21 protein-coding genes and 1 pseudogene are annotated in these 25340 nt (G+C 73.4%); 13 read left to right on the forward strand and 9 right to left on the reverse strand.

The window, feature by feature from the left end:
* Window positions 1–93: 93 nt before the first annotated feature.
* On the forward strand, window positions 94–2493 hold the full coding sequence (treY, locus tag ACIRJR_RS18920; RefSeq protein WP_403781632.1) for a malto-oligosyltrehalose synthase: 2400 nt from the start codon (window positions 94–96) through the stop codon (window positions 2491–2493).
* Window positions 2494–2526: 33 nt separating this feature from the next.
* Here the strand turns inward: treY and ACIRJR_RS18925 are convergent, their stop codons facing one another.
* The gene (locus ACIRJR_RS18925) at window positions 2527–3186 is read right to left on the reverse strand and encodes a TetR/AcrR family transcriptional regulator (RefSeq protein ID WP_403781635.1); all 660 of its coding nucleotides are present in this window, start codon (window positions 3184–3186) and stop codon (window positions 2527–2529) included.
* Between the two features lie 239 nt (window positions 3187–3425).
* Between ACIRJR_RS18925 and ACIRJR_RS18930 the strand changes: the two genes are divergently transcribed.
* The gene (locus ACIRJR_RS18930) at window positions 3426–5321 is read left to right on the forward strand and encodes an RICIN domain-containing protein (RefSeq protein ID WP_403781637.1); all 1896 of its coding nucleotides are present in this window, start codon (window positions 3426–3428) and stop codon (window positions 5319–5321) included.
* Window positions 5322–5407: 86 nt separating this feature from the next.
* Here ACIRJR_RS18930 and ACIRJR_RS18935 read toward each other — a convergent pair whose 3' ends face one another.
* Window positions 5408–5974, reverse strand: a complete 567-nt coding sequence (locus ACIRJR_RS18935; protein ID WP_403781640.1) for an FHA domain-containing protein — start codon at window positions 5972–5974, stop codon at window positions 5408–5410.
* A 164-nt stretch (window positions 5975–6138) separates the two neighbouring features.
* Between ACIRJR_RS18935 and ACIRJR_RS18940 the strand changes: the two genes are divergently transcribed.
* Together ACIRJR_RS18940 and ACIRJR_RS18945 are read left to right on the forward strand one after the other, a co-directional pair.
* Window positions 6139–7098 carry a GNAT family N-acetyltransferase gene (locus ACIRJR_RS18940; protein WP_403781643.1) on the forward strand — a complete coding sequence of 320 codons (960 nt, stop codon included), beginning with the start codon at window positions 6139–6141 and terminating at the stop codon, window positions 7096–7098.
* A 5-nt stretch (window positions 7099–7103) separates the two neighbouring features.
* Window positions 7104–7298 carry a hypothetical protein gene (locus ACIRJR_RS18945; RefSeq protein ID WP_403781646.1) on the forward strand — a complete coding sequence of 65 codons (195 nt, stop codon included), beginning with the start codon at window positions 7104–7106 and terminating at the stop codon, window positions 7296–7298.
* Here the strand turns inward: ACIRJR_RS18945 and ACIRJR_RS18950 are convergent.
* On the reverse strand, window positions 7270–8655 hold the full coding sequence (locus ACIRJR_RS18950; protein ID WP_403781649.1) for a GH1 family beta-glucosidase: 1386 nt from the start codon (window positions 8653–8655) through the stop codon (window positions 7270–7272). The two genes, ACIRJR_RS18945 and ACIRJR_RS18950, sit on opposite strands and share 29 nt — an antisense overlap.
* A 203-nt stretch (window positions 8656–8858) precedes the next feature.
* Between ACIRJR_RS18950 and treZ the strand changes: the two genes are divergently transcribed.
* The gene (gene treZ, locus ACIRJR_RS18955; RefSeq protein ID WP_403781652.1) at window positions 8859–10619 is read left to right on the forward strand and encodes a malto-oligosyltrehalose trehalohydrolase; all 1761 of its coding nucleotides are present in this window, start codon (window positions 8859–8861) and stop codon (window positions 10617–10619) included.
* A 147-nt stretch (window positions 10620–10766) separates the two neighbouring features.
* Here the strand turns inward: treZ and ACIRJR_RS18960 are convergent, their stop codons facing one another.
* Window positions 10767–11897, reverse strand: a complete 1131-nt coding sequence (locus ACIRJR_RS18960) for a M24 family metallopeptidase (RefSeq protein ID WP_403781655.1) — start codon at window positions 11895–11897, stop codon at window positions 10767–10769.
* 83 nt (window positions 11898–11980) lie between these two features.
* Window positions 11981–12613, reverse strand: a complete 633-nt coding sequence (locus ACIRJR_RS18965) for a nucleoside/nucleotide kinase family protein (protein ID WP_403781658.1) — start codon at window positions 12611–12613, stop codon at window positions 11981–11983.
* A 221-nt stretch (window positions 12614–12834) separates the two neighbouring features.
* On the opposite strand from ACIRJR_RS18965, the gene ACIRJR_RS18970 reads away from it, so the two are divergent.
* Window positions 12835–13221, forward strand: a complete 387-nt coding sequence (locus ACIRJR_RS18970) for a VOC family protein (protein WP_403781661.1) — start codon at window positions 12835–12837, stop codon at window positions 13219–13221.
* Window positions 13222–13271: 50 nt separating this feature from the next.
* Window positions 13272–13823 carry a hypothetical protein gene (locus ACIRJR_RS18975; protein WP_403781664.1) on the forward strand — a complete coding sequence of 184 codons (552 nt, stop codon included), beginning with the start codon at window positions 13272–13274 and terminating at the stop codon, window positions 13821–13823.
* A 77-nt stretch (window positions 13824–13900) separates the two neighbouring features.
* On the opposite strand, the gene ACIRJR_RS18980 is transcribed toward ACIRJR_RS18975, so the two are convergent.
* Genes ACIRJR_RS18980 through tdh form a run of 3 tightly spaced genes read right to left on the reverse strand, consistent with a single transcriptional unit; the run spans window position 13901 to window position 17097 of the window.
* A complete protein-coding gene (locus tag ACIRJR_RS18980) occupies window positions 13901–14806 on the reverse strand; it encodes a LysR family transcriptional regulator (RefSeq protein WP_403781667.1) in 906 nt (301 codons plus the stop codon).
* A gap of 28 nt (window positions 14807–14834) precedes the next feature.
* On the reverse strand, window positions 14835–16028 hold the full coding sequence (locus tag ACIRJR_RS18985) for a glycine C-acetyltransferase (protein WP_403781670.1): 1194 nt from the start codon (window positions 16026–16028) through the stop codon (window positions 14835–14837).
* 40 nt (window positions 16029–16068) lie between these two features.
* Entirely contained in the window at window positions 16069–17097 is a 1029-nt protein-coding gene (tdh, locus tag ACIRJR_RS18990) for an L-threonine 3-dehydrogenase (RefSeq protein ID WP_403781673.1), read from the reverse strand.
* Between the two features lie 343 nt (window positions 17098–17440).
* Between tdh and ACIRJR_RS18995 the strand changes: the two genes are divergently transcribed.
* Window positions 17441–17914: a MarR family winged helix-turn-helix transcriptional regulator gene (locus tag ACIRJR_RS18995; protein WP_403781676.1), complete on the forward strand. Its 474-nt coding sequence runs from the start codon at window positions 17441–17443 to the stop codon at window positions 17912–17914.
* A 130-nt stretch (window positions 17915–18044) separates the two neighbouring features.
* Window positions 18045–19637, forward strand: a complete 1593-nt coding sequence (locus ACIRJR_RS19000) for an MFS transporter (protein ID WP_403781679.1) — start codon at window positions 18045–18047, stop codon at window positions 19635–19637.
* An 86-nt stretch (window positions 19638–19723) separates the two neighbouring features.
* Here the strand turns inward: ACIRJR_RS19000 and ACIRJR_RS19005 are convergent.
* A pseudogene (locus ACIRJR_RS19005) lies at window positions 19724–19813 on the reverse strand (alpha/beta hydrolase); the annotation flags it as partial.
* Between the two features lie 195 nt (window positions 19814–20008).
* On the opposite strand from ACIRJR_RS19005, the gene ACIRJR_RS19010 reads away from it, so the two are divergent.
* The 4 genes from ACIRJR_RS19010 to ACIRJR_RS19025 all read left to right on the forward strand — a co-directional run bounded on the left by ACIRJR_RS19010 (window position 20009) and on the right by ACIRJR_RS19025 (window position 25265).
* Window positions 20009–22420 carry a GTPase-associated protein 1-related protein gene (locus ACIRJR_RS19010; RefSeq protein ID WP_403781682.1) on the forward strand — a complete coding sequence of 804 codons (2412 nt, stop codon included), beginning with the start codon at window positions 20009–20011 and terminating at the stop codon, window positions 22418–22420.
* A 95-nt stretch (window positions 22421–22515) separates the two neighbouring features.
* Window positions 22516–22992, forward strand: coding sequence for a hypothetical protein (locus ACIRJR_RS19015; protein ID WP_403781685.1), 477 nt, complete (start codon window positions 22516–22518; stop codon window positions 22990–22992).
* A 48-nt stretch (window positions 22993–23040) separates the two neighbouring features.
* On the forward strand, window positions 23041–23766 hold the full coding sequence (locus tag ACIRJR_RS19020) for a GntR family transcriptional regulator (protein WP_403781688.1): 726 nt from the start codon (window positions 23041–23043) through the stop codon (window positions 23764–23766).
* A 203-nt stretch (window positions 23767–23969) separates the two neighbouring features.
* Window positions 23970–25265, forward strand: coding sequence for an amidohydrolase family protein (locus ACIRJR_RS19025; protein ID WP_403781691.1), 1296 nt, complete (start codon window positions 23970–23972; stop codon window positions 25263–25265).
* Window positions 25266–25340: the final 75 nt, after the last annotated feature.

Below are 25340 nucleotides of genomic sequence, written 5' to 3' on the forward strand. Positions count from 1 at the left end.
ATGGGGTGACGGGCACCGGTCCGGCGGCTGCCGGGCCGGTGCCGGTGGCGGAGAAGGTGGGAGAGAGGCGCCCGGCTGGGTACGTACGAGTCCATGACGCCCACTGCCACGTACCGGCTGCAGCTCCAACCGGACTTCCCGTTCGCCGCCGCCGCGGACGCCGTGCCGTATCTCGCCGAGCTCGGCGTCTCGCATCTGCATCTGTCCCCCGTGCTGGAGGCCGTGCCCGGTTCGGGGCACGGCTACGACGTCGTCGACCACCACACGGTGCGGGCCGAGTTCGGGGGCGAGGCGGGCCTCCGGCAGCTCGCCGCCACGGCACACGCCCACGGTCTCGGGATCGTGCTGGACATCGTGCCGAACCACATGGCGGCCGCGCCCCGGCACAACCTGCCTCTCTGGGAGGTGCTGCGGGAGGGCCCGGAATCCCCGTACGCCCGCTGGTTCGACATCGACTGGGCGGCCGGCGGCGGGAAGGTGCTGCTGCCCGTGCTCGCGGGGCGCGCCGGCGACGAGAGCGGCGGCTTCGAGGCGGGCACCCGCGACGACGGCACGCCCGTGCTCCGCTACGGGGACCTGGAGTTCCCCCTGCGGGAGGGCACCGCCTCCCTCCCCCTCCAGGAGCTGCTGGCCGCCCAGCACTACCGGCTCGCGTGGTGGCGGCTGGCCAGGACGGAACTGAACTACCGGCGGTTCTTCACCATCTCCGATCTGATCGGTGTACGGGTCGAGCATCCCGAGGTGTTCGCCGGGACGCACGGCAAGATCCTCGAACTGGTCCGTGACGGCGTCGTCGACGGACTGCGCGTAGACCACCCGGACGGGCTGGCCGACCCCGCCGCCTACCTGGGGCGGCTGGGTGAGGCCACCGGCGGCCGGTGGACCGTGGTGGAGAAGATCCTCACCGGTTCCGAGGCGCTGCCGGCCGGCTGGGCGGTCGCGGGGACCACCGGGTACGACGCGCTGCACCGGATCGACGGTGTGTTCACCGACCCGATGGGCGCGGCGGAGCTGCTCGGCCGCTACCGGGACTTCGCCGGCCCTCCCGGGGACCGCGGCGGCTACTGGCCGGCGACGGTCCGCCGTGCCGCGTACCGCGTCGTCACCCATGAGCTGGCGGCCGAGACGGAGTGGCTGACCCGTCTCGCCGTGCAGGCGTGCGCCGGTGATCCGGCGCTGCACGACCACGCGCCGTGGGCGCTGCACACGGCGGTGCGCGAGCTCCTGGTGCGGGTCCCCGTCTACCGGCCCTACGTCACGGCGGGCGGGCCGCTGACCGGGATCGCCGAGTCGACGCTCCCGGCGGAGGCGGTGCGGGACGCCAAGGCGGTGTTCTCGGTCCCGGAGGAGGCGCAGGCCGTCGACGTGGTCCGGGATCTCGCGCTGGGCCGGCTCGGCGACGGCCCGGAACACGCGGCGTTCTGCGCCCGGTTCGCGCAGACGGCCTCCGCACTGCACGCCAAGTCCGTCGAGGACACGGCGTTCTACCGCTACGTGCCGCTCATCTCGGCGACGGAGGTGGGCGGCGACCCGGGGCAGCCGGCGGTGAGCCCGGAGGAGTTCCACGCGTTCTGTGCACGCATCGCGCGGGACTGGCCGGCCACCGGCACGGTACTGACCACGCATGACACCAAGCGCAGCGGGGACGTGCGGGCCCGGATCGCGGTCCTGTCCGAGTGCCCCGAGCGATGGTCCTCGCTGGTGGCACAGCTGACCAGGGCCGCGTCCGTGCCCGCTCCGGACCCCCAGCTGGCCTGGCAGGCCTGGCAGTCGGCGTACGGCTGTGCGGGACTGCCCGCAGGGGAGATGGCGGGCCGCCTGGAGCCCGCGCTGCTGAAGGCCGTGCGTGAGGCGGGCCTCCACACCAGCTGGACGGAGCCGGATCCGGCGTACGAGCGGGCGGTGTCCGACTTCGTGGCGGCCGGTCCGGGCGGCGTCGCGGGCGAGGCGCGACCGATGCTGGCCAGGTTCTCGGACACGCTCGCCCCCTTCGTGCGGGCGAACGTGCTGGGTGCCGCTCTGGTGCATCTGACGATGCCCGGGGTGCCCGATCTCTACCAGGGCACGGAGCGGGAGTACATCGCGCTGGTCGACCCGGACAACCGGGCGCCGTTCAGCAGACCGCGTGGGGGCGGCGACGAGAAGGCGGAGCTGACCTCGGCCGCGTTGCGGCTGCGCCGGGAGCGCCCGGAACTCTTCGGCGAGACGGGCACGTACGCCCCCCTGGCGGCGCGGGGTCCCGCGGCGGCGCACTGTCTGGCGTTCTGCCGGTCCGGTGAGGTGGTCACGGCGGTGACCCGGCTGGCCCTGCGGCTCGACGAGGAGGGCGGCTGGCGGGACACGGAGCTGGCGCTGCCCGACGAGGGGCCGTGGACCGATCTGCTGGTGCCGGGGAGGGTGTTCACGGGAGCCGCGGTCCCGGTGGCGCGGCTCTTCGAGGACCGGCCGGTGGCGCTTCTCACGAAGGCGGGAGCGGTTACCGGCCACGGGTGAGGGGCACGTGGCGAGCCGCCCGCGACCAGCGGCTCAGCGCTCCCCGGCGGGCCCGAACCGGTGGGGGGCGAGGGTGGTCAGCAGGGAGCTGACGACGAGGTCGGTCGAGGCCGCCATGTCCACGGCCTCAGGTGACAGCAGCCACTGCACCTGCAGGCCGTCCATGACCGCGATGACGGCGTTGGCCGCGGTCTCGGCCTCGTACGCGCGGTCCTCGGGCAGGCCGCAGGCCTCGCGCAGGGCGTCGGCCACGAAGGCGCGCAGCCCGGTGTACCGGTCGCGGAAGTAGGTCTGGGCGGGGTGGTCCTCGGTGACGGATTCGGCCGACAGCACGGCGTACAGCCGGACGATGCCTTCCCGTTCGGCGTTGCGGAGCGCGGTGTCCACCAGGTGACGCAGGAATTCCAGGCCCTGGGGGCGGTCGGCGCCCAGCTGTTCGATGTCCGTCTGGTCGCGCAGCTCCAGGACGCTGGTGAGCAGGAGCGCCTTGGAGCGGAAGTAGTGCAGGACACCCGCCTGGGTGAGACCGGCCTGTTCCGCGATCTCGGCGAGCGAGGCGTTGTTGTAGCCGCGGGTACCGAAGGTGTCCGTCGCGATGTGCAGGATGCGCTGCTGCCGCTGCTTGGCTTCCGCACTGCGCGGTGTGCGGGGCCGGGCCTTGTGGGCGGGCGTGCTCGCTGAAGGGTTACTCACCCGCGCAGCCTAATCCCGCTCGTCCTGGCGGGCGCCGGCCTCCCCGTACGACACCTCGATAGGTGACCTACATCACTTACTAACCACTCAGTGGGTGTGCTTTCATATGCGACGGCATTCCAACTCCCCCTCGTGCAGCGGCATTTGAGCGCGAGTGCCGGCACCGGCCCGGAGCGGGACCGAGGGCCGCAGGCGCCGCGCGCACCACCCGCACAGGTACGAACAGAAGGAGCCGCACCATGTCACCACTCAGCCCCGTCCGCCGTCGGGCGGCGAGAGCCGCAGGCGCCGCCCTGGCCCTGGCCGTCGCCGGATTCGGACTGTCCGGCACGGGCACCGCCCAGGCCGCCGACCCCGCGGCCCAGGTGTGGATCACCACGCCGGACGGCAGCAGGAAGCTGGCCTCCGACGGCAGCATCCCCTTCACCGCCACGCCCCAGGCCGTCGACATACGGATCGACGGCAACAGCAAGGGCCAGAAGTTCACCGGCGCGGGCGCCTCGGTCACCGGTGCCTCCGCACACCTGATCCAGAGCCTTCCGCAGGGCAAGCGCGACGAGCTGATGAGGTCGCTGTTCTCCACCAGCGACGGCATCGGCCTCAACTACCTGCGCCAGCCGTTGGGCGACTCCGACTTCAACGCCGCCGGCGGATTCCACAGCTACGAGGACACCCGGGGCGCCTTCTCCATCGCCCGGGACAAGAGCGAGATCATCCCGGTCCTGAAGCAGGCCACCGCCGTCAACCCGTCCATCCGCTTCATGGGCTCCCCCTGGTCCCCGCCCGCCTGGATGAAGACCAACAACTCCCTCATCGGCGGCAGTCTGAGGACGGAGAACCACCAGGACTACGCCGACTACCTGGTCAGGTCCATCCGGGCGTACGGCCAGGAGGGCATCGGCCTGACCGACCTCACCGTGCAGAACGAACCGGAGTTCGCGGCCTCCTACCCCTCCATGACCATGACGTCGGGCCAGCAGGCGGCGTTCTTCAAGGTCCTCGACCGCACCCTCACCGCCGCCGGTCTCCCCACCAACCTGCTGGCCTACGACCACAACTGGGACCACCCGAACTATCCGGTCGAGGTGTTCGACGGGGCTCCGGGCATCAGCCGGGTGATCGGCGCGGCCTTCCACTGCTACGGGGGAGCGCCCTCGGCCCAGCAGCGGGTCGTCGACGCGGGCAAGCGCGTCTTCTTCACCGAGTGCTCGGGCACCGACAGCGCCGACCCGTCCGCCACCTTCGCCGACACCCTGCGGTGGCACGCGGAGAACCTCGTCGTGCAGAACATGCGCCACGGCGGCGAGACCGTCATCAACTGGAACCTCGCGCTCGACCGGAACGGCGGCCCCCATCAGGGTGGTTGCGGCACGCGCTGCAACGGCGTCGTCGACATCGCGAACGGCGACGTCACCCGCAACGCCGAGTACTACGTCCTCGGCCACGTCGCCAAGTTCGTCAAGGCCGGTGCCACCCGCATCGGCTCCACCAGCCAGGGCGGCGGCGGTGTGCAGAACGTCGCCTTCCAGAACCCCGACGGCAGCCGCGCCGCGTACGTGGTGAACACGGGTGCGGGCGCCCAGCGGCTCTCACTGACCGACGACGGCAAGTCCCTCGCCTACACCCTGCCGGCCGGCGCGGTCGCCACGTTCGTCTGGGACGGCACCGGCTCCACCACCGAGCCGCCCACCGGTCCGATCGACCCGGACACCTGGTACCAGGTCAGGAACAGCAACAGCGGCGCCTGCCTGGACGCCGCCGACTGGGGCACCGCCGACGGCACCGCGCTCCAGCAATGGGCCTGCGGCACCGGGGCCAACCAGCGCTGGCAGTTCCGCCCCACCGGCGACGGCACCTACCAGGTCGTCAACCGGCACAACGCCAAGGCCTGGGACGTCGACGGCGGCACGGGTGCCACCGGGAACGGCACCAGGGTCCACCTGTGGACGTACGGAGGCGGAGCCAACCAGCAGTGGAAGCCCGAGTCCGTCGGCACCGGTGGGCAGTACCGCTTCACCGCGCGGCACAGCGGCAAGTGCCTCACCGTGGACGGCTCTTCGGCGGCCGACGGCGCCCGGCTCTCGCAGCAGCCGTGCGACGGTTCGCCCGCCCAGGCGTTCACCCTGTCCGGATGATCCGCTGACACCGTTCCCTCACCGTGCGGGCCCCGTTCCGGCGGACGGGGCCCGCACGTGTTCCGGCGACAGGACGTGCTCCGCCCTCAGGCCGGGGGCGCGGGGAGCTGCACGGTGAGCCGGAAGGTCATCCGGCCGAAGCTCACCTGGTCGCCGTCGCTCACCACGGCGGAGCCGATGACCCGTTGACCGTTGACACAGGTGCCGTTCGTGGAGCCGAGGTCGCGCAGGACCCACCGGCTGCCGTGCGTGGTCAGTTCGGCGTGCAGCCGGGACACCGTCTCGTGGCTGAGCCGGAGTCCGTTGCCCGGGTCGCGGCCGATCCGCAGCGGGTGCGGCCCCGGCAGCGGCAGCATCAGTTTCGGAAGCCGCTCGGACTGCCACGCCCTGCGGACGCGCGCGGGGAAGGCCGAGACCCCGCCCACCGCGCGGTACAGCCCGCGGGACCAGCGCCCACCGGACTCCAGGTCCGAGGTGAGCGCCCTCAGCTCCTCGGACCGCCGGGCGGTCAGGGCCAGCTCCATGCGGCGCAGGAAGGTGTCGTGGGAGAGCTTTCCCTGGGCGGCCCCGTCCCTGAGCACACCGAGGACCCGGTCGCGCTCGGCGTCCGAGAGCCGCGCGGGATACGTGTGGTGCTCGAAGGAGGACGTCACGTCGACGATTGTCGGGCCGGATGGGCCGGAGTGTCCAGACGATGCCCGTTTCCGCCCGCCCTGACCTGCGCGGCAGACGGTAATCGGCTCCCGCCCCATGACCGGTGGTTGGTAGCCTCCGGGGCTGCCGCCGTACGGCGCGGCATCCCCGCCGAGGAGACTCCGTGACCCCTGCACCGCCGGAACTGACCATTCGTCCGCTCGCCGGACCGGACGAACTCGGTCTCTTCTGCCGCCTTTCCTACGTGCTCGACCACGAGCTCGCCGACGACCTCGTCACGGGCCGCCGCCGCCCCGACTGGATGTGGGTGGCCCTGCGCGGCGACCGCGTCCTCGGCCGGCTCTCCTGGTGGACGGGACAGGAGGGCGGCAGCCCGCAGTTCCTGGACTTCTTCGACCTGGACGACACCCTCCCGGAGCCGGAGCGCGGCGCGATCGGGCTCGAACTGCTGGAGAAGGCGACGGCCGCGGTCGTCCCTGCCGGAGCCCCCCGGCCGGAGTACGGCCGGTTCGTCCCCCCGGACTGGCGCGAGGACCCCGTGGCGCGCGATGTCGTCGAGGCACGGATACGGGTGATGGAGTCGAGCGGCGCCCGGATGCTGGTCGAGCGGCTGCGCCTGGAGTGGCGGGCGGGCACTCCGGTGCCCGGGGACAACGGCCGGCTGGTGTTCCGGCAGGTCTCCGGACGTGAGGACCTCGTCGCGCTGATGGCCCCGGTGATGGAGGGCACCCTGGACGCGCACGGCCAGGCGGACCTGGCGTCCGGCCTGAGTGCCCGCGAGGCAGCGGAGAAGCAGTACGACGAGGAGTTCGCCGGTCTCCGGACGCCCCGGGAGTGGTGGCGGATCGCGGAGCTTCCGGGCGGTGGACCGGTGGGCTTCGTCATCCCGGCACGCAACAACTACCACCCGATGATCTCCTACATCGGGGTGCTGCCCGCGCACCGCGGGCACGGCTACATCGACGACATCCTCGCCGAGGGGACCCGGGTGCTCGCCGCCCAGGACGGCGTGGAGCGGATCAGGGCGGCGACGGACCTGGGCAACGTGCCCATGGCGAAGTCCTTCGCGCGCCTGGGCTACGTCAACTTCGAGCGGGCGTTCGACATGGTGTGGGACCACTGAAACCGGTGGACGTGAGGGTCCGGGGGCCGCACCGTCGCCGCCCGGGCACCCGCCCGGTCCCTCCGACCGTCCGCCGCTTCCTCGCGGACGAGGCCGCCACGTCCGTCGCGGGCGCGACGGACCGGGGCGACGCCCCGGTGGCCGCCGCGTTCGCCCGGGCCGCCCACCGCATCACCCAGGAGCGCGTTCACCTGGCGTGAGCGCCCGGCCGCCCGTGCGCTGCGCGCGGATCACCTCGCGGTACCAGGCGTACGACTCCTTGGGGGTGCGCCGCAGGGTCTCGTAGTCGATGTGGACCAGGCCGAACCGCTTGCTGGCCCCCTCGGTCCATTCGACGTTGTCGGTCAGTGACCAGGTGAAGTAGCCGCGTACGTCGACGCCCGCGTCGATGGCCGTCCGCAGCGCCTCCAGGTGTCCTTCCAGGTAGGCGATGCGGCGGCTGTCGGCGACGGGCTCGTCGACCGCGCAGCCGTTCTCCGTGATGTAGACGGGCGGCAGCCGGTCACCGAAGCGGTCCCGCAGCTGACCCAGTGTCTGCGCGAGCCCCTGGGGGACGACGGGCCAGCCGAAGTCGGTGGTGTCGTACCCCTCGATCTCCCTGATCCCGAAGGGAAGCCCGTCGGGCATCGGGTAGCCGGAGAAGGAGTCGAGCGCCTCCGGCCTCGGGGCGCCGACGAGGGTCGGGTTGTAGTAGTTGACGCCGTACCAGTCGAGGGGCGCGGAGATGACCTTGAGGTCGTCCTCGACCGGTCCCGGCATCAGCGCGGCGAAACCCTCGTCGGGATACCGGCCGGTGAGTACGGGATCGGCGAACAGCCAGTTGGTCAGGGTGTCGTAGATCTCCGCACCCGCGCGGTCCTCGTCGGAGTCCCCCGCGGTCCAGACGGGGGTGTGCGACAGCGCGATGCCGATGTTGCCGGCGCCGGCGGCGCGCAGCGCGCGGACGGCCAGTCCGTGGGCGAGGAGCTGGTGGTGGGCGGCCGGCAGCGCGTCGAAGAGCAGCGTGCGGCCGGGGGCGTGCTCGCCGAGCGCGTAGCCGAGCATCGTCACCTCGGCCGGTTCGTTGATGGTGATCCACATGGGGACCCGGTCGGCGAGGCGTTCGGCGACGATCCCCGCGTACTCGGCGAAGCGGTAGGCGGTGTCCCGGTTGAGCCAGCCGCCGGCCTCGTCCAGCGGGAGCGGGGTGTCCCAGTGGTAGAGCGTGGGGGCCGGGGTGATGCCGTGGGCGCAGAGCTCGTCGACGAGCCGGTCGTAGAAGTCCAGTCCGGCCGGGTTGAGTGAGCCGCTGCCGCCCGGCACGACCCGGGGCCAGCTGATGGAGAAGCGGAAGGCGTCCGCGCCGAGTCCGGCGAGCAGGGCCACGTCCTCGCGGTAGTGCTGGTGGAAGCCGGTGCCGCGCGTGGTGTCGGTGCCGTCCTTGATCCTGCCGGGCTGCGCGGCGAACGCGTCCCAGCCGGACGGGCCCTTGCCGTCGGCGTCGAAGGCACCTTCGGTCTGGAAAGCGGAGGCGGAGGCTCCCCAGAGGAAGCCGGGTGGGAAGGTCGGCACGGTCATCTCGGCCTCCAGCAGCCGTCAGAGGGACCTTGTGTGACTGCTCGGGTTCCTCGCGAATGAGCAGAACCCGGCAGGGCAATGATCAGGACCAGACCCTAATCGCCAGTTGTGTGCTCGCTCCAGTGTCCCGGGGCCGTGCGTGCGAATTCCGCCGATCATGGGGCCTCCGGTGAGGCATCAGGTTCATGGACGAGGAGTGCTGAATGCAGTTCGAGGTGTGGGCCCCGGAATCAGGGTCGGCCGTGCTCCGCACGGCGGGCGGCCGCCGTCCGATGGAACGCGACCCCGGGCGCGCGGGCTGGTGGACGGCCGAGGCCGAGGCGGCGGACGGCGACCGCTACGGCTTCTCCCTCGACGACGGCCCCGTGCTGCCCGACCCGCGCTCCCGCCGGCAGCCGGACGGGCCCGACGGCGAGAGCGCGGTCGTGGACCACGGGGCCTACGCCTGGCGCACCACCTGGGCCGGGCGCGGACTCGCCGGCGCCGTCCTGTACGAGCTGCACGTCGGCACGTTCACGGAGGCGGGCACCTTCGACGCCGCCGCCGAGCGGCTCGCCCACCTGGTGGACCTCGGCATCACCCATGTGGAGCTGATGCCCGTCTGCCCGTTCCCCGGTACGCACGGGTGGGGGTACGAAGGCGTGTCGCTCTGGGCGGTGCACGAGCCGTACGGCGGCCCGGAGGGGCTGAAGCGCTTCGTCGACACGGCGCACGGGCTGGGGCTCGCCGTGCTCCTGGACGTGGTCCACAACCACCTCGGCCCCTCGGGCAACCACCTTCCGGCCTTCGGCCCGTACTTCACGGACACGCACCACACCCCGTGGGGCTCGGCGGTGAATCTCGACGCCCCCGGATCGGACGAGGTACGGGCGTATCTGCTGGGCAGCGCGCTCGCCTGGCTCCGTGACTACCGTCTGGACGGTCTGCGTCTGGACGCCGTCCACGCGCTCGCCGACGGCCGGGCTCTGACCTTCCTGGAAGAGCTCTCCACCGCCGTCGACGCCCTGGCCTCGGAACTCGGCCGGCCGCTCGGGCTGATCGCGGAGTCCGATCTCTGCGACCCGCGCACGACCACCCCGCGCACGGAGGGCGGCATCGGGCTGCACGCCCAGTGGAACGACGACTTCCACCACGCCCTGCACACCGCGCTCACCGGCGAGTCCCAGGGCTACTACGCCGACTTCGCGACGGCTCCGCTGAGCGGTCTCGCCAAGACCGTGACCAAGGCGTTCTTCCACGACGGTACGTACTCCAGCTTCCGGGGCCGCGCGCACGGCCGCCCCGTCGACGCCGCCCGGACGCCCGCCCACCGGTTCGTCGGCTACGCCCAGACGCACGACCAGATCGGCAACCGCGCCCTCGGTGACCGGCTGGCCGCCTCACTCTCCCCCGGGCTGCAGGCCTGCGCGGCGGCGCTCGTGCTCACCGGGCCGTTCACGCCGATGCTCTTCATGGGCGAGGAGTGGGGGGCCCGCACCCCGTGGCAGTTCTTCACCGACCACACCGACCCGGAGCTCGCCGTCGCCGTACGCGACGGCAGACGCAGGGAGTTCGCGGCGCACGGCTGGGCGGAGGCGGACATCCCCGATCCGCAGGACCCGGCCACCCGGGCCCGCTCCTGTCTCGACTGGGGCGAACCGGAGCGCGAGCCGCACACCCGGCTGCACGCCTGGTACCGGGAGCTGATCGCCCTGCGCCACGCACTCCCGGACCTGTCCGATCCGGACCTCGCCTCCGTCAGGACGGCGTACGACGAGGACGCCCGCTGGATCGCCTACCGGCGGGGCGATCTGCGGATCGCGGTCAACCTCTCCGGGAAGCCCGCCGCCATCCCGCTGGGCGCCGGCCGTCACCGGGCCGGCGGGGGGCGGGTGCTGGCGGCCTGGGAGCCCGCCGAGGCCCCGGGCGCCGACGGAGTGCTGCACCTGCCACCGGAGTCCTGCGTGGTACTGGCCGACGACTGAGACCTCGCCGTGCGCGGGACGGCGGCCATACCTTCCCCCTGCCCCGCCGGGGAACGACGCCCGGCGCGAGAGGGACGGTCACCGGGGAGCGAACGGTGCGGGCGGTCCTCCTCCGGGAGGCTCACCCGCGTCCGGCAGCGGGCACCGCTACTCGACGATCGCCAGTTCACGGGCTGTGGTGTTCAGCCGGCGTCCGCCGGTCCCCGTGACCGTGACGATGTCCTCGATGCGGACGCCGAAGCGCCCCGGGAGGTAGATTCCCGGCTCCACGGAGAAGCACATCCCGGGGACGAGAACCTGCTCCTCGCCCTCGATCATGTAGGGCGGCTCGTGGGTGGTGACGCCGATGCCGTGGCCGGTGCGGTGGATGAAGCGTTCGCCGTAGCCGAATTCGGTGATGACGGCACGGGCCGCCCGGTCGATGTCCTGGCAGGCGACGCCGGGCCGCACCGCCCGGCAGCCGGCCTCCTGGGCCTCCCGTACGACGTCGTGGACCCGCTGCTCCTCGGCGGTGGGCTCCCCGACGTGGACCGTCCGGGAGGTGTCCGAGCCGTAGCCCTGCATCAGCCCGCCGAAGTCGAGGACCACCATGTCGCCCCGCTCGATGGTGCGGTCGCCGGCCTCGTGGTGCGGGTCGGCACCGTTCGGCCCGGACCCCACCACGGTGAAGTCGACCTGGGAGTGCCCGTGTTCGATGAGGAGCGCGGCCAGGTCCGCTGCCACGTCACTCTCCCGGCGGCCGGAGAAGCGCACCCCCAGGATCTGCTCGTAGGTCGCGTCGGCGGCGGCGCCCGCGGCGGCGAGGCGCTCCAGCTCGGCGGTGTCCTTGACCGCCCGCAGCATCGGCAGGGCTTCGGTGAGCGAGGCGTAGGAGGTGTCGGGGAGGAGCTTGCGCAGCGCCAGGAGGTGCAGCGCCCAGGCGTTGTCGCTGATCCCGAACCGGCCCTTCGCGTCCAGCAGCCCGGCGGTCAGGCCGTACGGGTCGGCGGCGTCGGTCCAGTCCCGCAGGGTCAGGGCGGGGGCGCCCGTCGCGCGTTCCGCGTCCGCCGCCTCGAGCGCCGGGACGACGAGGACGGGGTCGTGGCCCGCCCTCAGGACGAGCAGGGTGAGGCGCTCGGTTTCGGCGGTCGGCCGGTAGCCGGTCAGGTGGACCATGTCGGGACCCGGCGCGACGAGGACGCCGGCCAGACCCGCCGCGTCGGCGGACTCGGCCGCGCGGGTCATCCGGGCCCTGTAGTCGTCGGCGGTGAACGGCACGGACTGATCGGTGCTGGGCATGGGTACCTCCTGGCGTGGCGACGCGGCACTCAGCATCCTGCCCGTCCGCAGGGGTGGAGGCGAGCGGATTCGGGGCGCGCCGGTCACGGTTCGCCGAGCCGCACGACGAGGTCGGCACGGCCGCGGTGCCGCTCGACCAGCCGGGCGTTGCGCTCGTCGGACCCGGCGGCAAAGCGCTCGGCGTACGGACGGGGCTTGCCGAACCGCACGTGCCGGTCCACGAGCCTGCTCAACCGGAGCTCCGGGTCGGTGTCCAGGAACCACACCTCGTCCAGCAGCCCGCGCACCGGCGCCCAGGGCCCCTCGTCCAGCAGCAGGTAGTTGCCCTCGGTCACGACGAGCGGGACGTCCGGGGGAACGCACACCGACCCGGCGACCGGCTCCTCCAGGGCCCGGTCGAAGGCGGGGGCGTAGACCGGGTCCGGGCCTTCGGGGTGGCGCAGCCGTCGCAGCAGTGCCGCGTATCCGGCCGCGTCGAAGGTGTCGGGCGCCCCTTTGCGGTCCGCGCGCCCGAGACGTTCCAGCTCCGCCCCCGCCAGGTGGAAGCCGTCCATCGATACGAGCACCGCGCGTCCTTCGAGCGCTTCGGTGATCCGCGCCGCCAGCGTGGACTTCCCGGCGCCCGGCGCTCCCGCGATCCCGAGGACGCGGCGGTGGCCGCCCGCGGCGAGGCTGCGGGCTCGGTCCGTCAGTGCGGCGAGTTCGCTCGTGTCCATGGCGGGCATTGTCCCCCTCTGCGCCGGGTCCACCGGGGCTCCGCTCCCGTCGTCACCTTTCCGCCGGGCCACCGGCCGCAGGCGGAACCGGTCACACCGGGGCCCGCCGCCCCTGGCCCGGCCGTCCGGGCAGACCGCGGCTCCCTCGACGTCGCGCGGCCGGCGCAGCGCTAGTGTTACGTATGACGTCATCATCACCTCCCCTCACGACGAGGTCCCCCATGTCCCACATCGCCCTGGTCACGCTGGTCGTCAACGACTACGACGAGGCCCTCGCCTTCTACACCGACGCCCTCGGCTTCGAGCTGGTGGAGGACACGGACCGGGGCGACGGCTCCCGTTGGGTGGTCGTACGGCCCCGGGGTTCCTCGGGGACCGGGCTGCTGCTGGCACGCGCCGGAAACGGGGAACAGGGCGAGCGGGTGGGCACGCAGACGGGCGGCCGGGTCGGCTTCTTCCTGCACACGGAGGACTTCGCGGGCGACCACGCCCGGATGCTGGCCGCGGGGGTGCGCTTCCTGGAGGAGCCGCGGCACGAGGTCTACGGCTCGGTCGCGGTGTTCGAGGACCTCTACGGCAACCGGTGGGACCTGCTGCAGCCCGCGTGAGCTCCGCTCCCAGCCTTCCGGACGGCCCGGCGTTCAGCGATGATGCGGTCATGACGTCGGACGAGGCATCTCCGCTCTACGAGGTGCGGTACGGCTGGGACCGCAGGACCACGACGGTCGTGGCGACCGCGGCCGTGTTCACCGCCGTACTGCCGCTGACGGACGCCTCCTTGGTCCTGCGGGTCCTGGGCATCGCTCTCTTCGGCGGCGGAGGACTCCTCATGGCCGTCAACGCGCTGAGCCGCAAGGTCGCGTTCCGGGTCGACGGGACCGGGGTGCTGCTCGGCGGTTCCCCCGCCCGTTACGCGGCGACCACCGCGCACGTTCCCTGGCAGGACATCGCCGCTGTGGTGCTGTGGCGCCAGGGCACGGCCGCCGGGATGCCCTGGGTGGGGGTCGCCCGCCACCCGGGCGCGGGCCCGATGCCGGGGCCCGGACAGGGCCGGGGCGCGCACACCACAGCGCAGGCGCTGGTACCCCACATCCCCGCCGACGTGACCCTGGCCTCGCGCGCGGTGACCGGCTGGCGTCTCGACCGGGAGCGACTGGCCGCGGCCGTCGCGCACTTCGCACCGGACGTTCCGGTCGTCGAGGCCGGCTGACGCGGCTCCGCTCCGGGCCCGGCGGGCGGAGCAGCGACGTCACGCGCGGCCGGGGCCGGACGCGGCGGCGCCCGGCGTCACACCGGTCCGGCCGCAGTGGCCAGCGCGTCCAGGACCGGCTTGATCAGCGGATGCCCCTCGGCTCCCTGCCGTACCGCGGCGAAGACCCGCCGGGTGGGGGCCGCGCCCTCCACCGGCCGCACGACGACCCCGCCGAGCTCCGTGCCGCGCAGCGCCGAGCGGGGCACCAGCGCCACTCCGGCCCCCGCGCCGGCCAGGGCGACCACGGCGTGGAAGTCGTCCGACGAGTGCTCCAGCCGGGGCTCGAAGCCGGCGTACTCGCAGGCCAGGACCACGACGTCGTGGCAGGGGTTGCCGGGGTACGGGCCGATCCACGCGTCCTCGGCCAGGTCGGCGACGGACACGTGGTCCCGCCCGGCGAGGCGGTGGCCGACCGGCAGCACCGCGTCGAAGGGCTCGGAGTAGAGCGGCACCCGGGTCAGCCTCCGGTCGTCGACTCCTGGCGCGCCCCGGTATTCGACGGCGACCGCCACGTCGACCTGCCGGTCGAGCACCATCGGCACGCTCGCGTCGCCCTCGGCGTCCTGCACCCGGACCCGGATCCCCGGTGCGGTGCGTGTCAGTGCCACGATCGCGGGAGCGAGGACGAGCCCGATGCCCGTGGCGAACGCGGCGACGGTGACCGTCCCCGCGACGCCCGCGCTGTACTCCGCGAGCTCCGCCTCGGCCCGTTCCAACTGGGCGAGGACGGCGTTGGCGTGGGTCAGCAGGATCTCTCCCGCCGCGGTCAGCCGGGCGCCCCGCGCCCCGCGCTCCACCAGCCGGTGGCCGGTCTCCTGCTCCAGCGCGGCGAGCTGCTGGGAGACCGCGGAGGGCGTGAGGTAGAGCGCGGCGGCGGCCGCGGTCACCGTGCGGTGGTCGGCCACCGCACGGAGGATACGCAGCCGCCGTGCATCGATCATGTGCTCATTGTCCCTGTTCGCGCGGGGTTCACGCCTCCAGGGCGGCCCGTGCGTCGACGAACGCGTCCACGGCGCGGTCGACGTCCTCGGTGGAGTGGGCGGCGGAGAGCTGGACGCGGATGCGCGCGGCACCCTGCGGGACGACCGGGTACGAGAACCCGATCACGTACACCCCGCGCTCCAGGAGCAGCTCGGCCATCCGGCCCGCCTTCGACGCGTCGCCGATCATCACGGGGGCGATGGCGTGGTCGCCGGGCAGGATGTCGAAGCCTTCCGCGGTCATCCGGGAACGGAAGAGCGCGGTGTTGGCGTCGAGCCGCTCGCGCAGGTCGTCCGCGGACTCCAGCAGGTCGATGACCTTGAGGGAGGCGGCGGCGATGACCGGGGCGAGCGAGTTGGAGAAGAGGTAGGGGCGCGAGCGCTGGCGCAGGAGCGCCACGATCTCGGCGCGCGCGGCGACGTAGCCGCCGGAGGCACCGCCCAGGGCCTTGCCGAGTGTGCCGGTGATGATGTCGACGCGGTCCATGACGCCGTGCAGCTCGGGGGTGCCCCGGCCGCCGGGGCCGACGAAGCCGACGGCGTGCGAGTCGTCGACCATGACCATGGCGCCGTAGCGGTCGGCGAGGTCGCAGATCTCCGCCAGCGGGGCGACGTAACCGTCCATGGAGAACACGCCGTCGGTGACGATCAGACGGCGCCGGGCCCCGGAGGCCTCCTTGAGCTGCTGCTCCAGGTCGGCCATGTCGCGGTTGGCGTAACGGAGGCGCTTCGCCTTGGAGAGGCGGATGCCGTCGATGATGGAGGCGTGGTTCAGGGCGTCCGAGATCACCGCGTCCTCGGGGCCGAGGAGGGTCTCGAAGACTCCGCCGTTGGCGTCGAAGCAGGAGGAGTAGAGGATCGTGTCCTCCTGGCCGAGGAAGGTGGAGAGCCGCTGCTCCAGCTCCTTGTGGACCTCCTGGGTGCCGCAGATGAAGCGGACGGACGCGAGGCCGTAGCCCCAGCGGTCCAGCGCCTCGTGGGCGGCGGCGACGACCTCGGGGTGGTCGGCGAGACCCAGGTAGTTGTTGGCGCAGAAGTTGAGCACCTCACCGGCGCGCGCCCCCGAGGTGACGGCGACGGTGGCGGACTGCGGGGTGCCGATGACCCGCTCGGGTTTCTGGAGTCCGGCGTCGCGGATCTCGTCGAGGGTCGTGCGCAGGTCGTCGCGTACGGAATCGAACATCAGGGGTGTCTCCCAGCTGGATACGGATGCGTACGAATCTTCAGGCGGCCCAGTCGAGCAGGACCTTGCCGCCGAGACCACTCGCGGCGTCGTCGAACGCGGCCTCGAAGTCGCGGTAGCCGTACCGGCCGGTGATCACCGGGGCGAGGTCGAGTCCGCCCTCCAGGAGTACGGACATGGCGTACCAGGTCTCGTACATCTCGCGGCCGTAGATGCCCTTGATCGTGAGCATCGAGGTGACGACGCGGGACCAGTCGACGGGGAACTCCGCGGACGGGAGTCCGAGCATCGCGATCCGGCCGCCGTGCGTCATGTTCGCGATCATGTCCCGCATGGCCTCGGGACGTCCGGACATCTCCAGGCCGATGTCGAATCCCTCGCGCAGCCCGAGGAGGCGCTGGCCGTCGGCGATGGTCCGCCCGCCGACGTTCAGCGCGAGATCCACCCCGACCTCGCGGGCCAGTTCGAGCCGGGCCTCGCTGACGTCGGTGATGACGACGTTGCGGGCCCCGGCGTGGCGGGCGACGGCGGCGGCCATGATGCCGATCGGGCCCGCGCCGGTGATCAGCACGTCCTCGCCGACCAGCGGGAAGGACAGCGCGGTGTGCACGGCGTTGCCGAACGGGTCGAAGATCGCGGCGATGTCGAGGTCGACCTTGTCGCGGTGCACCCAGACGTTCGACGCGGGCAGGGCCAGGTACTCCGCGAAGGCCCCGTCGCGTCCGACGCCGAGTCCGAGGGTGGAACGGCACAGGTGGCGGCGGCCGGCGAGACAGTTGCGGCACTTCCCGCAGACCAGGTGGCCCTCGCCGCTGACCAGGTCGCCGATCTCGATGTCCACGACGTCCGCGCCGATCCCGGCGACCTCGCCCACGAACTCGTGGCCCAGGACGAGGGGTGTGCGCACGGCCTGCTGCGCCCAGCCGTCGTAGTCGCGGATGTGGAGGTCCGTGCCGCAGATACCGGTGCGCAGGACCTTGATCAGCACGTCCCCGGGGCCGGTCTCCGGCTCCGGTACGTCCATCAGCCACAGTCCCGGCTCGGCCTTGTGCTTCACGAGTGCCTTCACAGCTGCGGCTCCCTGTACCTGGTGTGTGCGGATGTCCCGGGCCGCGGGCATACCGAAAGCGGCCTGCGGCCCGGAGTGTGCGGGGGATGGACGGCGGACGGGACAGGGCTGGCCGCCCGGCTCCGCGGTCTGCGCCGTCACTAGAAATGTGCCGCACCCCGGCGCCCAGGTCCATCGAGGATTTCTTAAGCGGAGCCGTAGATCGCCTTCAGGCCCGGCCCGGGGCACGCTCCGGGTGACCGGTCGGCCATGGACCGCTCCGGGCCGGCCGGCGCCCGCCCGGCGGGCCGATGCTCATTTACGTATGTTGACATAGCTATTGCTCGATACCTATGCTGCCCGCATGCCCGGCCCCTCCGCATCCCGACAGGACATCGACCGCGCGGCCTCCGCGCTCGTGGTGTCCCTGCCCGCGCTGCACCGGGGTCTGGAGCGGCAGGTCGCGCACGAGTTCGCGCATCCCCGCCTTCCGGACGGCCAGCTGGCGCTGCTGTTCCTCGTCGAGGAGCGCGAAGGGATCACCGTCCGGGAGGCGGCCGAGGCCCTGCTGATGAAGCCGAACAACGTCAGCGCGCTGGTCTCCCAGCTCACCGACGGGGGGCTGCTGGAGCGCAGGCAGGACGCGGCCGACAAGCGGGTCGCCCGCCTCCATCCCACGGCGACGGCCCGGGAGCGGCTCGCCGAAGCGCGGACGATCAAGGAATCACACCTGGCGCGCGCGCTGCACACCCTCACCGAGGGGGAGCTCGACGCTCTCGGTGCCGCCCTGGGCGCGCTGGCGTCACTGAACCGGCACCTCCACCTCCCCGCCGGCTGACCCCCCGCTCCGCCACCCGCCGTGACCGGGCTCCGGGCACGGCCGTGACCGGGTGCGGCCCCGTTTCCCCGGGCCGCGCGGCCCGGCACGTCCCCCCGCCATCCCTGAGATCCACAGACAAGGCTTCCCCATGTCCTCCACCACCGTGGACACCTCCGCCCTGCCCGAAACCGGCCCACCCGCCGCGCCCAGGGACAGGCGGGCCAATCCCTGGCTGACGCTGGTCGCCGTGGCCATCGGCCTGTTCATGGTCAACCTCGACGCCTCCGTCGTCGCGATCGCCAACCCCGAGATAGGACGCGACCTCGACGCGTCCACCGCCGACCTCCAGTGGGTCACCAACGCCTACCTCATCGCCATGGCCGCCCTCCTGATCCTCGGCGGCAAACTCGGTGACCGCTTCGGGCGGCACACGGTGTACATGGTGGGCACCGCCGGATTCACCCTGGCCTCGGTCGCCATCGCCCTCTCCGGTTCCATCGAGGGCGTCATCACCTTCCGCGCGGTCCAGGGCCTGTTCGGCGCCCTGCTGATCCCCAACACCCTCGGCCTCCTGCGCGCGGTCTTCCCGCCCCGGAAGTTCGGCATGGCCGTCGGCCTGTGGGCCATGGTGGCATCCTGCTCCACCGCGCTCGGACCGATCGTCGGCGGCCTGCTCATCGAGCACGTCAACTGGGAGTCGGTCTTCTACATCAACGCGCCGATCGGCGCCGCCGCTCTGGTCTTCAGCCTGTTCGTCCTTCCGAAGAGCAAGGACTCCACCGGACACCACCGTTTCGACATGGCAGGTGTGGTCCTCCTCGCCGCCGGTCTGGTCGCCCTGATCTTCGGCGTGGTCAAGGGGGAGACCTGGGGCTGGAGTTCCGGCGGAACGCTGGGATCGATCGCCGCGGGACTGGCCGTGCTGGCAGGCTTCTGCCGGTACGAGACCCGCCGCGAGCACCCGCTGCTGCCGATGCGCCTCTTCCGTAACCGTTCGCTGGCCATCGGCACGCTCGTCACCGCGATCAACTTCTTCGTGATGCTCGGGGTCATCTTCTTCGTGATGCTGTACCTGCAGAACGTGCGTGGTTTCTCCCCGGTGGAGGCCGGAGTCCGCACCCTGCCGTTCAGCCTCGCCACGGTGGTGGCGGCGCCGCTCGGCGCCACCCTGACCCAGCGTTTCGGTCCGCGGCTCACCATGCCGGCCGGCATGGCCCTCCAGGCGGCGGCCGCCCTGTGGATGCTGACGTGGGAGGCCGGCTCCTCCTACGCCGCGATGTGGCCGCCGTTCCTCGCCATCGGCCTCGGTGTCGGCATGGTGATGTCCGCGTCCTCCGATTCCATCGTCGGCAACGCGCCGAGGAAGGACGGGGGCGTCGCGGGCGGTCTGCAGGCCACCTCGCTGCAGATCGGCGGCGCGCTCGGCACATCCGTGCTGGTATCCCTGATCAGCGGCACGGTGGGCTCCACCCTCACCGGCGAACTGACCTCCGCCGGAGTCCCCGCCGAGACGGCCGCCGGCTTCGGGGAGGCCAAGGACGCGGTGTCCATGGGGGTCTCGCCCGTGTCGGCGGACATGCCCGCGCAGCTCAGGGCCGCAGTGGTCGAGGGCAGCGGCAACGCGTTCATGAACGGCATGCACAGCGCCCTCGTCGTCACCGCGGTCCTGTGCGCGGCCGGCGCGCTGCTGGCCGCCTTCGGGATGCGCCGCCGCACCGAACCGGAGGACGCGGAGGGCTGAGGACCGACCGGCCGGGTGCGGGATCGCCTGCGGGCGTCCCGCACCCGGCCGGACCTGGTCACGGCCGGAGGGCGGACTCCCCCGCCCGCCACCCCGTGCAGCAGGACCACCACGGGCCCGTCGCCGCCCGTGTCCTCGTACTCCACCACTCCCGCGGAAAGCGTCACCTCGGTCATACGGCCAACCTGGAGCGGCCTCGGGTGACATGGCGCCCAACGGGCCGTCAGGGCTTGATAACGTCGCCCGCACGACTGCGGAAAGCTCCCCGCCGGGGTCGTCGCTCCGCCGGGCCGGGCCGCACCGAAGGGCGGCGAGCGGCGGCCGGTGCGCGTGACGGGGACGCACGTGGCAGGGACGATGAGGGCCTACGCATGAGCCTCCCGCAGTTGCACTACACCTCCGTCACGTCCGGGGACGGGGAGCCGGCCGGCCGGTTCACCTCCGTCGACCCCGCGATACCCGGGCCGGTGCGCGCGGAGGCCGCACCGGTCCTGTCGTACGAGGCTCCGGAAGGCACCCCACAGCAGCTCGGCGACGCCCGGCTCCGCGCGCTGCCCGTGGCGTTCGGCTTCGCCCTGCTCTCCGACGGCAGCCATCTGCTCAGCCGCACGGTGGCCGCGGGCGCGGGCGGGTTCCACGCGCACGCCGTGCACCTGCCGCCCGGTACGCCGATACCCGGCCGGGTGCTGCCGGTCGCCGCCTGGGGAGCGGCGGGATGGCTCTCCACGACGCCCGACCGGATGCGGCCCGACCCCCTGACCTCGATGTCCGCGCAGGGCCCCTCCCGGGGACTCACCCGGGAGAGCCTCGGCGACTTCGCCGTGTCCCGCGGCCCGTGGCTCGCCGCCGTGCTGAGCGACCTGCGCCGGGTGAGCGAGGACCCGTCCGCGCCGCCGGTCGTGCTCGTGGAGCGGCACAGCGCCGATGTGGCCCGGTGGGTCGCGCTGGCGACCGCCGTACTGCCGCGGGAGCACGCGGAACGCCTGACCTTCACCACGTACACCCGGCATCCCGGACGGACCGCGTACCAGGTCGTCGGGGTGCTGCCCGAGGACGCCCCCGACGCACGTGACCCCCGCTTCCGTGTGCACGCCGCCTCCGGCCCCCGGCCGTCCGGGGTGGTGGACGACGCCTGGGCCGCCACCGCCGCCCGGATCTGGCGCAGCCGGGTCCCCGAACTCTTCCGGGAGGCCGCGGCGTTGCCGGGCGAGCCCTTCTCCGCCGGTCCGCTCGCCGTCACGGCGCTCGGCGCGGGCATCGCGCTCGGGTCCGACGAGCGGGCCGCCGCGGCGGGCTGGGCGGCCGAGCGGCCGTACGCGCTGGACGAGAAGGGCATCCGGCAGCTGGCCGACGCCCTGACCGCGCCCGCGGACGACCGCACGGCCGCGGAGTGCGCGGCGGCGCTCCGGCTGCTGACGGCGCTCGACGGCCGCAGCCCCGCCTCCGTCACCGCGCCGCTGGCCGCGCTGCTGGTGACGCAGGCGGTGCGGGGCGGCGACGTGACCCTGGAGCCTCCGGCGCGTTCGGCGTTCGAGGAGCCCGCCGGGGAGCGGGCGCTCGCCGCGCTGGTCGAGGAGCTCGGTGACGAGCTGCTGGCCGAACTCACCGCCGGGGTGCCCCGGGGCGTGGCGCGGACCGTGCAGCTGCTGCGGATCGTGCGGCTCCTCGGCGTCGACTGCGCGGAGCTGCTTCCCGACGTCGTGGTCCGGCTGGCCCGCGCGCTGCTCGACGACCCCGAGGCAGGCGCGTGCCGCGCGCTGCTGGACCTGATGGACGAGCAGTTCGACGTCCGTACGGCACTGCTGGATGAGCTGGACCGGCTGGCCCCGGACCACCCGGAGGGCACGGAACGGCTGCTGATCCGGGTGGCCCTGCCGTTCACCGGGACGCAGGCCCTGCCGCATCTGCGGATGTGTGCCGAGGCTCCGGGCGCGAAGGCGCGTGGGGCGGACCGGGTGGGGGTCCTGCACATGGTGCTGCGCGCGGCGGGCATGTCCCCCTTCGCTGAGCCGCTGGTGCTGCGGACGGCGGTCGGGCTGGTGTGGGGCGAGGACACCCCGACGGCGGACGAGGCCCGGTCGCTGCTGGGCGAGACCACGTCGGACGCCCACCGGACGGCCGGCACCTGGAAGACCCTGGTCGACGCCGCGCTGGCCGCCCCCTACGGCGACGAGGACGCCCCGGAGCTCGCACACGACCTGCTGCGCGGCTTCCCGCAGGAGATCGGGACCCGGGTGCGGGCGTGCCTGACGCTGCTGGAATTCGCGCGGGACATGCGCTCGGGGACCCCGGAACCCGGCTGGGCGGACCGGGTCCGTGAGCTGCGTGCCCGCGCCGAGCCCGCGGAGTCCCTGGTCCTGGAACACGCCTACGGCGCCCTGGCCGAGGGGCTGCTGGCCCCGGACCGCCCGGAGGCGGAGCTGTACGCCTTCGTGCACAGCGGAGACGAGGCCCTGATCACGGCGTACGGCAGGGCCGCCCGCCGCGCCGCGGTCGTGGCCCTGCTGCGGGCGGATCCCGAGTACGCCGCCGACTGCTTCACGGTGTGGAACGCCCACCCGCACGCGGGCGGCGACTGGACCCGCACCCGCACAGCGCTGCTGGAGGAGGTGCTGCGCCCCGCGGTGCGCGGCCTGTCCGCCGAGGAGCTGGCCGCGGTGGAGAGGGCCGTGGAGCGTGACGGGAGCAGCCGCACCCTCGAGGCGTTCCGCACCTGGAACCGGCAGCCCCGCGCCATCGGACGCCTCGGCCGACGCATCGTGGGGCGGGTGCGCCGGGGGTGACGAGGTCGCTGGGGGCGCCGTGCTGCGGGTACCGTGGGACGTTCTGATCTCGTGTGCCTCCTGGTGGGCTGCGTGACACCCCAGGAGGAGACGGCATGACGACGAACCGCGGACGCAAGGACGTGATCCGGGACCGGATGGCCGCGACCGGCGAGTCGTACAACGTCGCCGCGCGGAATCTGAAGGCGATGAAGGACATGGGTGCCACCCGTGACGCCCTGCTCGTCCAGCGGTGGACCCCCGCGGAGTCGCTGGACGTGCCGTGTCCGTGCGGTGGCACGTGTGAACCCGGCGAGACGTGCGATCACTGCCATGCCCGGCACCGGCACGTGAAGCGCTATCCGGGCAGTGTCACGGACGTGGAGCTCTGGGCGGACCGCTACGAGTGCACGGGCTGCTCGTCCTCGTACACGCTGACCGTCCGCCTGGCGGGGCGCCCGTGGGGTGTGGCGGAGACCGTGGTGCAGGGCGGTGCGGCGGAGGAGGTCGTGCGGGCCCGGGTGTTCCCCGGCGTGGCGCACCCCCTCCTGCGGGCCGAGGCGACGGCGGAGTCGGCGTCCGACGAGGACTGACCACATCTACTCCCCGCCCGGAGCGGGCCGGGGGCCGGGCGGGGACGGATGAAGGCGGACAAGGTGGCGGACGGCAGCGGGACCGGATCGGGGGACCGCGACGGCGGTTCGGGTACTCCGGCGCCGGCCGGCGCCGCCTCCTCCTTGAGCGCGCGGGCCCGTGAAGCCGTCCTGCAGCGCATCGTCGACAGACGCTACGCGCAGGGCGCGCGCCTCGTCGAGCGGGAGGTGGCCGAGGAGCTGAGCATGTCCCGGGTGCCCGTGCGCGAGGCACTGCGGGCGCTGGTCACCGAAGGGCTCCTCGAGCTGCTCCCCCACAGCGGTGTCCGTGTGCGCCGCCTCGAGTACGCCGACGTCGAGCACCTGTACGAGGTCTGGGAGCCCCTGGCCGTCCAGGCGTCGCGGCTCGCGGCGCGGGCGGTCGCAGCGGGTGACACGGAGGGGCTGGGCCCGCTCAGGGCCACTCTCCGGCAGGCCGAGGCGGCCGCCGCGTCGGACCAGGGGACGCGTGAGGTCGCCGCCCACACCGCGTTCCACGAGGGCGTCGTGGCCATGGCGGGCAATCCCCTGCTCGCACGCACCATGGAACAGCTGAGCTGGCAGCTCCGGCTGCTGTTCGGCATGCGCGAGGAGCCCGCGCACATGCGGGCCCAGCACGCGGAGATGTTCCGGCACATCTCCGCCGGTGACGGGGAGGCCGCCGCGGCCTGCACCCTGCTGCACGTGCGCGACAGCAGAGCCGTGGCCCTGCGCTCGCTGTTCGGCGACGGCTGACAGCCCACAGCCGGGAGCCGGCAGGCACCGGCAGCCGCGCAGCATTTGTATACCAAAATGGGAAAACGCCTCCTCGGCCCCGTAGCCCCGTCGACTCCGGATGCACACAAACCCCCAGTTCGCAGACATGATCCTTGCTCGTCGCCACACCCTTGGTATACAAACTGGGGAGCCATCGGCCCACTCCCCCCAAGGAGCCCCTCATGTGCGTCGAAGCCGTCCCCCCGCCCTCCGGCAGGCTGACCCGCCGCGGGGTCCTCGCCGGTGCGGCCGCCCTCGCAGGGACCGTGGCGGCCGCCGCCCCCGCCGCAGCCGCCTCGGACCGTGACGCCGCTCCGTCCGGCGGACGCGCGTCCCGCGGCGCGCCGCGCGGCGGCACCCTCGTCATCGAGGGCGGCACCCTGCTCGACCCCGCGACCGGCGAGGTCACCGAGGACGCCGTCGTCGTCATCGAGGACGGCACGGTGCGCGCGGCCGGTCCGCGCGGCAGCGTCGCCGTCCCCCGGGGCGCCGACACCCTCGACGCGCACGGGCGCTGGGTCCTGCCCGGCCTGGTCGACGCGCACATCCACCTGAGCACCGCCGCCGAGGCCCGCGACGCCGTGCGCCAGGGTGCGACCAGCGCGCGCAGCGGATCGACCTCCTTCTACCAGGACATCGCCGTCCGTGAGCTGGCCCGGCACAGCCCCGCGCTGGCGCCCCGGCTGACCGCCGCGGGCGTCTTCGTCACCCCGGACCTCGGGGAGACCGTGCTCGCCGACCCCGACCTCACCCCGCTCGCCCGCCTGGCGGACGGCGTCCGCTCGGCGGAGGCGCTGCGCCGCGTGGTGGAGGTCAACGTCGCCCGCGGCGCGGACGTCATCAAGACGCGCGTCAACGAGCGCGCCGGGCTGCCCGAGCAGGATCCGCTCACACAGGTGTACTCGCACGAGCAGCTCTCCGAGATCGTGGGCGCGGCACGGCGGCGGGGCAAGGGCGTCCTGTGCCACAGCTACAGCGAGCGGGGCTGCCACGACGCCGTGACGGCCGGCATCCGCTCCCTGGAGCACGGCGTGTTCGTCGGCGAGCGGACCCTGGGCGAGATGCGCCGCAGGGGTACGTACTTCACGCCCACCCTCACCGCCATCGCGGGCCTGGCCGACTCCGCCGACCCGGTCCTCGCCGAGCGGGGGCGCACCTACCTCCCCGTGCTGGAGCGGGCCGTGCTCGCCGCCCACGAACTCGGCGTCCCGCTCGCCGCGGGCACCGACTCCTCCGGCGGCACCGTGCGCCCGATCGGCCGGGAGGTCGAGCTGATGCACGCGGCAGGGCTGTCCGCGCTGGACGCGATCCGCACCGCCACGACGGGCGCGGCCCGGCTGCTCGGGCTGGACCGCACGGCGGGCCGGCTGGCGCGCGGCTTCGCCGGTGACGCGATCCTTCTGGACGGCGATCCGCTGGCCGACGTCACGCTCCTCAAGCGGCCGGTGCGGGTGGTCCGGGCGGGCCTCGCGCTCTGACGGCCCGGCAGGCGTCCCACCGGCCGGGGTCCTCCGGCCGGGTACCCAGCCACCGCACACGGCCGCTCCCCGGCC

Source organism: Streptomyces sp. NPDC102402 (assembly GCF_044765765.1).
Taxonomy (GTDB): Bacteria; Actinomycetota; Actinomycetes; order Streptomycetales; family Streptomycetaceae; genus Streptomyces.

Bases quoted from the DNA above. Each gene is read 5' to 3' on its own strand.
- treY (WP_403781632.1), top strand. From the start codon at position 94: ATGACGCCCACTGCCACGTACCGGCTGCAGCTCCAACCGGACTTCCCG.
- ACIRJR_RS18930 (WP_403781637.1), top strand. From the start codon at position 3,426: ATGTCACCACTCAGCCCCGTCCGCCGTCGGGCGGCGAGAGCCGCAGGC.
- ACIRJR_RS18950 (WP_403781649.1), bottom strand. From the start codon at position 8,655: ATGACCGTGCCGACCTTCCCACCCGGCTTCCTCTGGGGAGCCTCCGCC.
- treZ (WP_403781652.1), top strand. From the start codon at position 8,859: ATGCAGTTCGAGGTGTGGGCCCCGGAATCAGGGTCGGCCGTGCTCCGC.
- ACIRJR_RS18960 (WP_403781655.1), bottom strand. From the start codon at position 11,897: ATGCCCAGCACCGATCAGTCCGTGCCGTTCACCGCCGACGACTACAGG.
- ACIRJR_RS18965 (WP_403781658.1), bottom strand. From the start codon at position 12,613: ATGGACACGAGCGAACTCGCCGCACTGACGGACCGAGCCCGCAGCCTC.
- ACIRJR_RS18970 (WP_403781661.1), top strand. From the start codon at position 12,835: ATGTCCCACATCGCCCTGGTCACGCTGGTCGTCAACGACTACGACGAG.
- ACIRJR_RS18975 (WP_403781664.1), top strand. From the start codon at position 13,272: ATGACGTCGGACGAGGCATCTCCGCTCTACGAGGTGCGGTACGGCTGG.
- ACIRJR_RS18980 (WP_403781667.1), bottom strand. From the start codon at position 14,806: ATGATCGATGCACGGCGGCTGCGTATCCTCCGTGCGGTGGCCGACCAC.
- ACIRJR_RS18985 (WP_403781670.1), bottom strand. From the start codon at position 16,028: ATGTTCGATTCCGTACGCGACGACCTGCGCACGACCCTCGACGAGATC.
- ACIRJR_RS18995 (WP_403781676.1), top strand. From the start codon at position 17,441: ATGCCCGGCCCCTCCGCATCCCGACAGGACATCGACCGCGCGGCCTCC.
- ACIRJR_RS19000 (WP_403781679.1), top strand. From the start codon at position 18,045: ATGTCCTCCACCACCGTGGACACCTCCGCCCTGCCCGAAACCGGCCCA.
- ACIRJR_RS19010 (WP_403781682.1), top strand. From the start codon at position 20,009: ATGAGCCTCCCGCAGTTGCACTACACCTCCGTCACGTCCGGGGACGGG.
- ACIRJR_RS19015 (WP_403781685.1), top strand. From the start codon at position 22,516: ATGACGACGAACCGCGGACGCAAGGACGTGATCCGGGACCGGATGGCC.
- ACIRJR_RS19020 (WP_403781688.1), top strand. From the start codon at position 23,041: ATGAAGGCGGACAAGGTGGCGGACGGCAGCGGGACCGGATCGGGGGAC.
- ACIRJR_RS19025 (WP_403781691.1), top strand. From the start codon at position 23,970: ATGTGCGTCGAAGCCGTCCCCCCGCCCTCCGGCAGGCTGACCCGCCGC.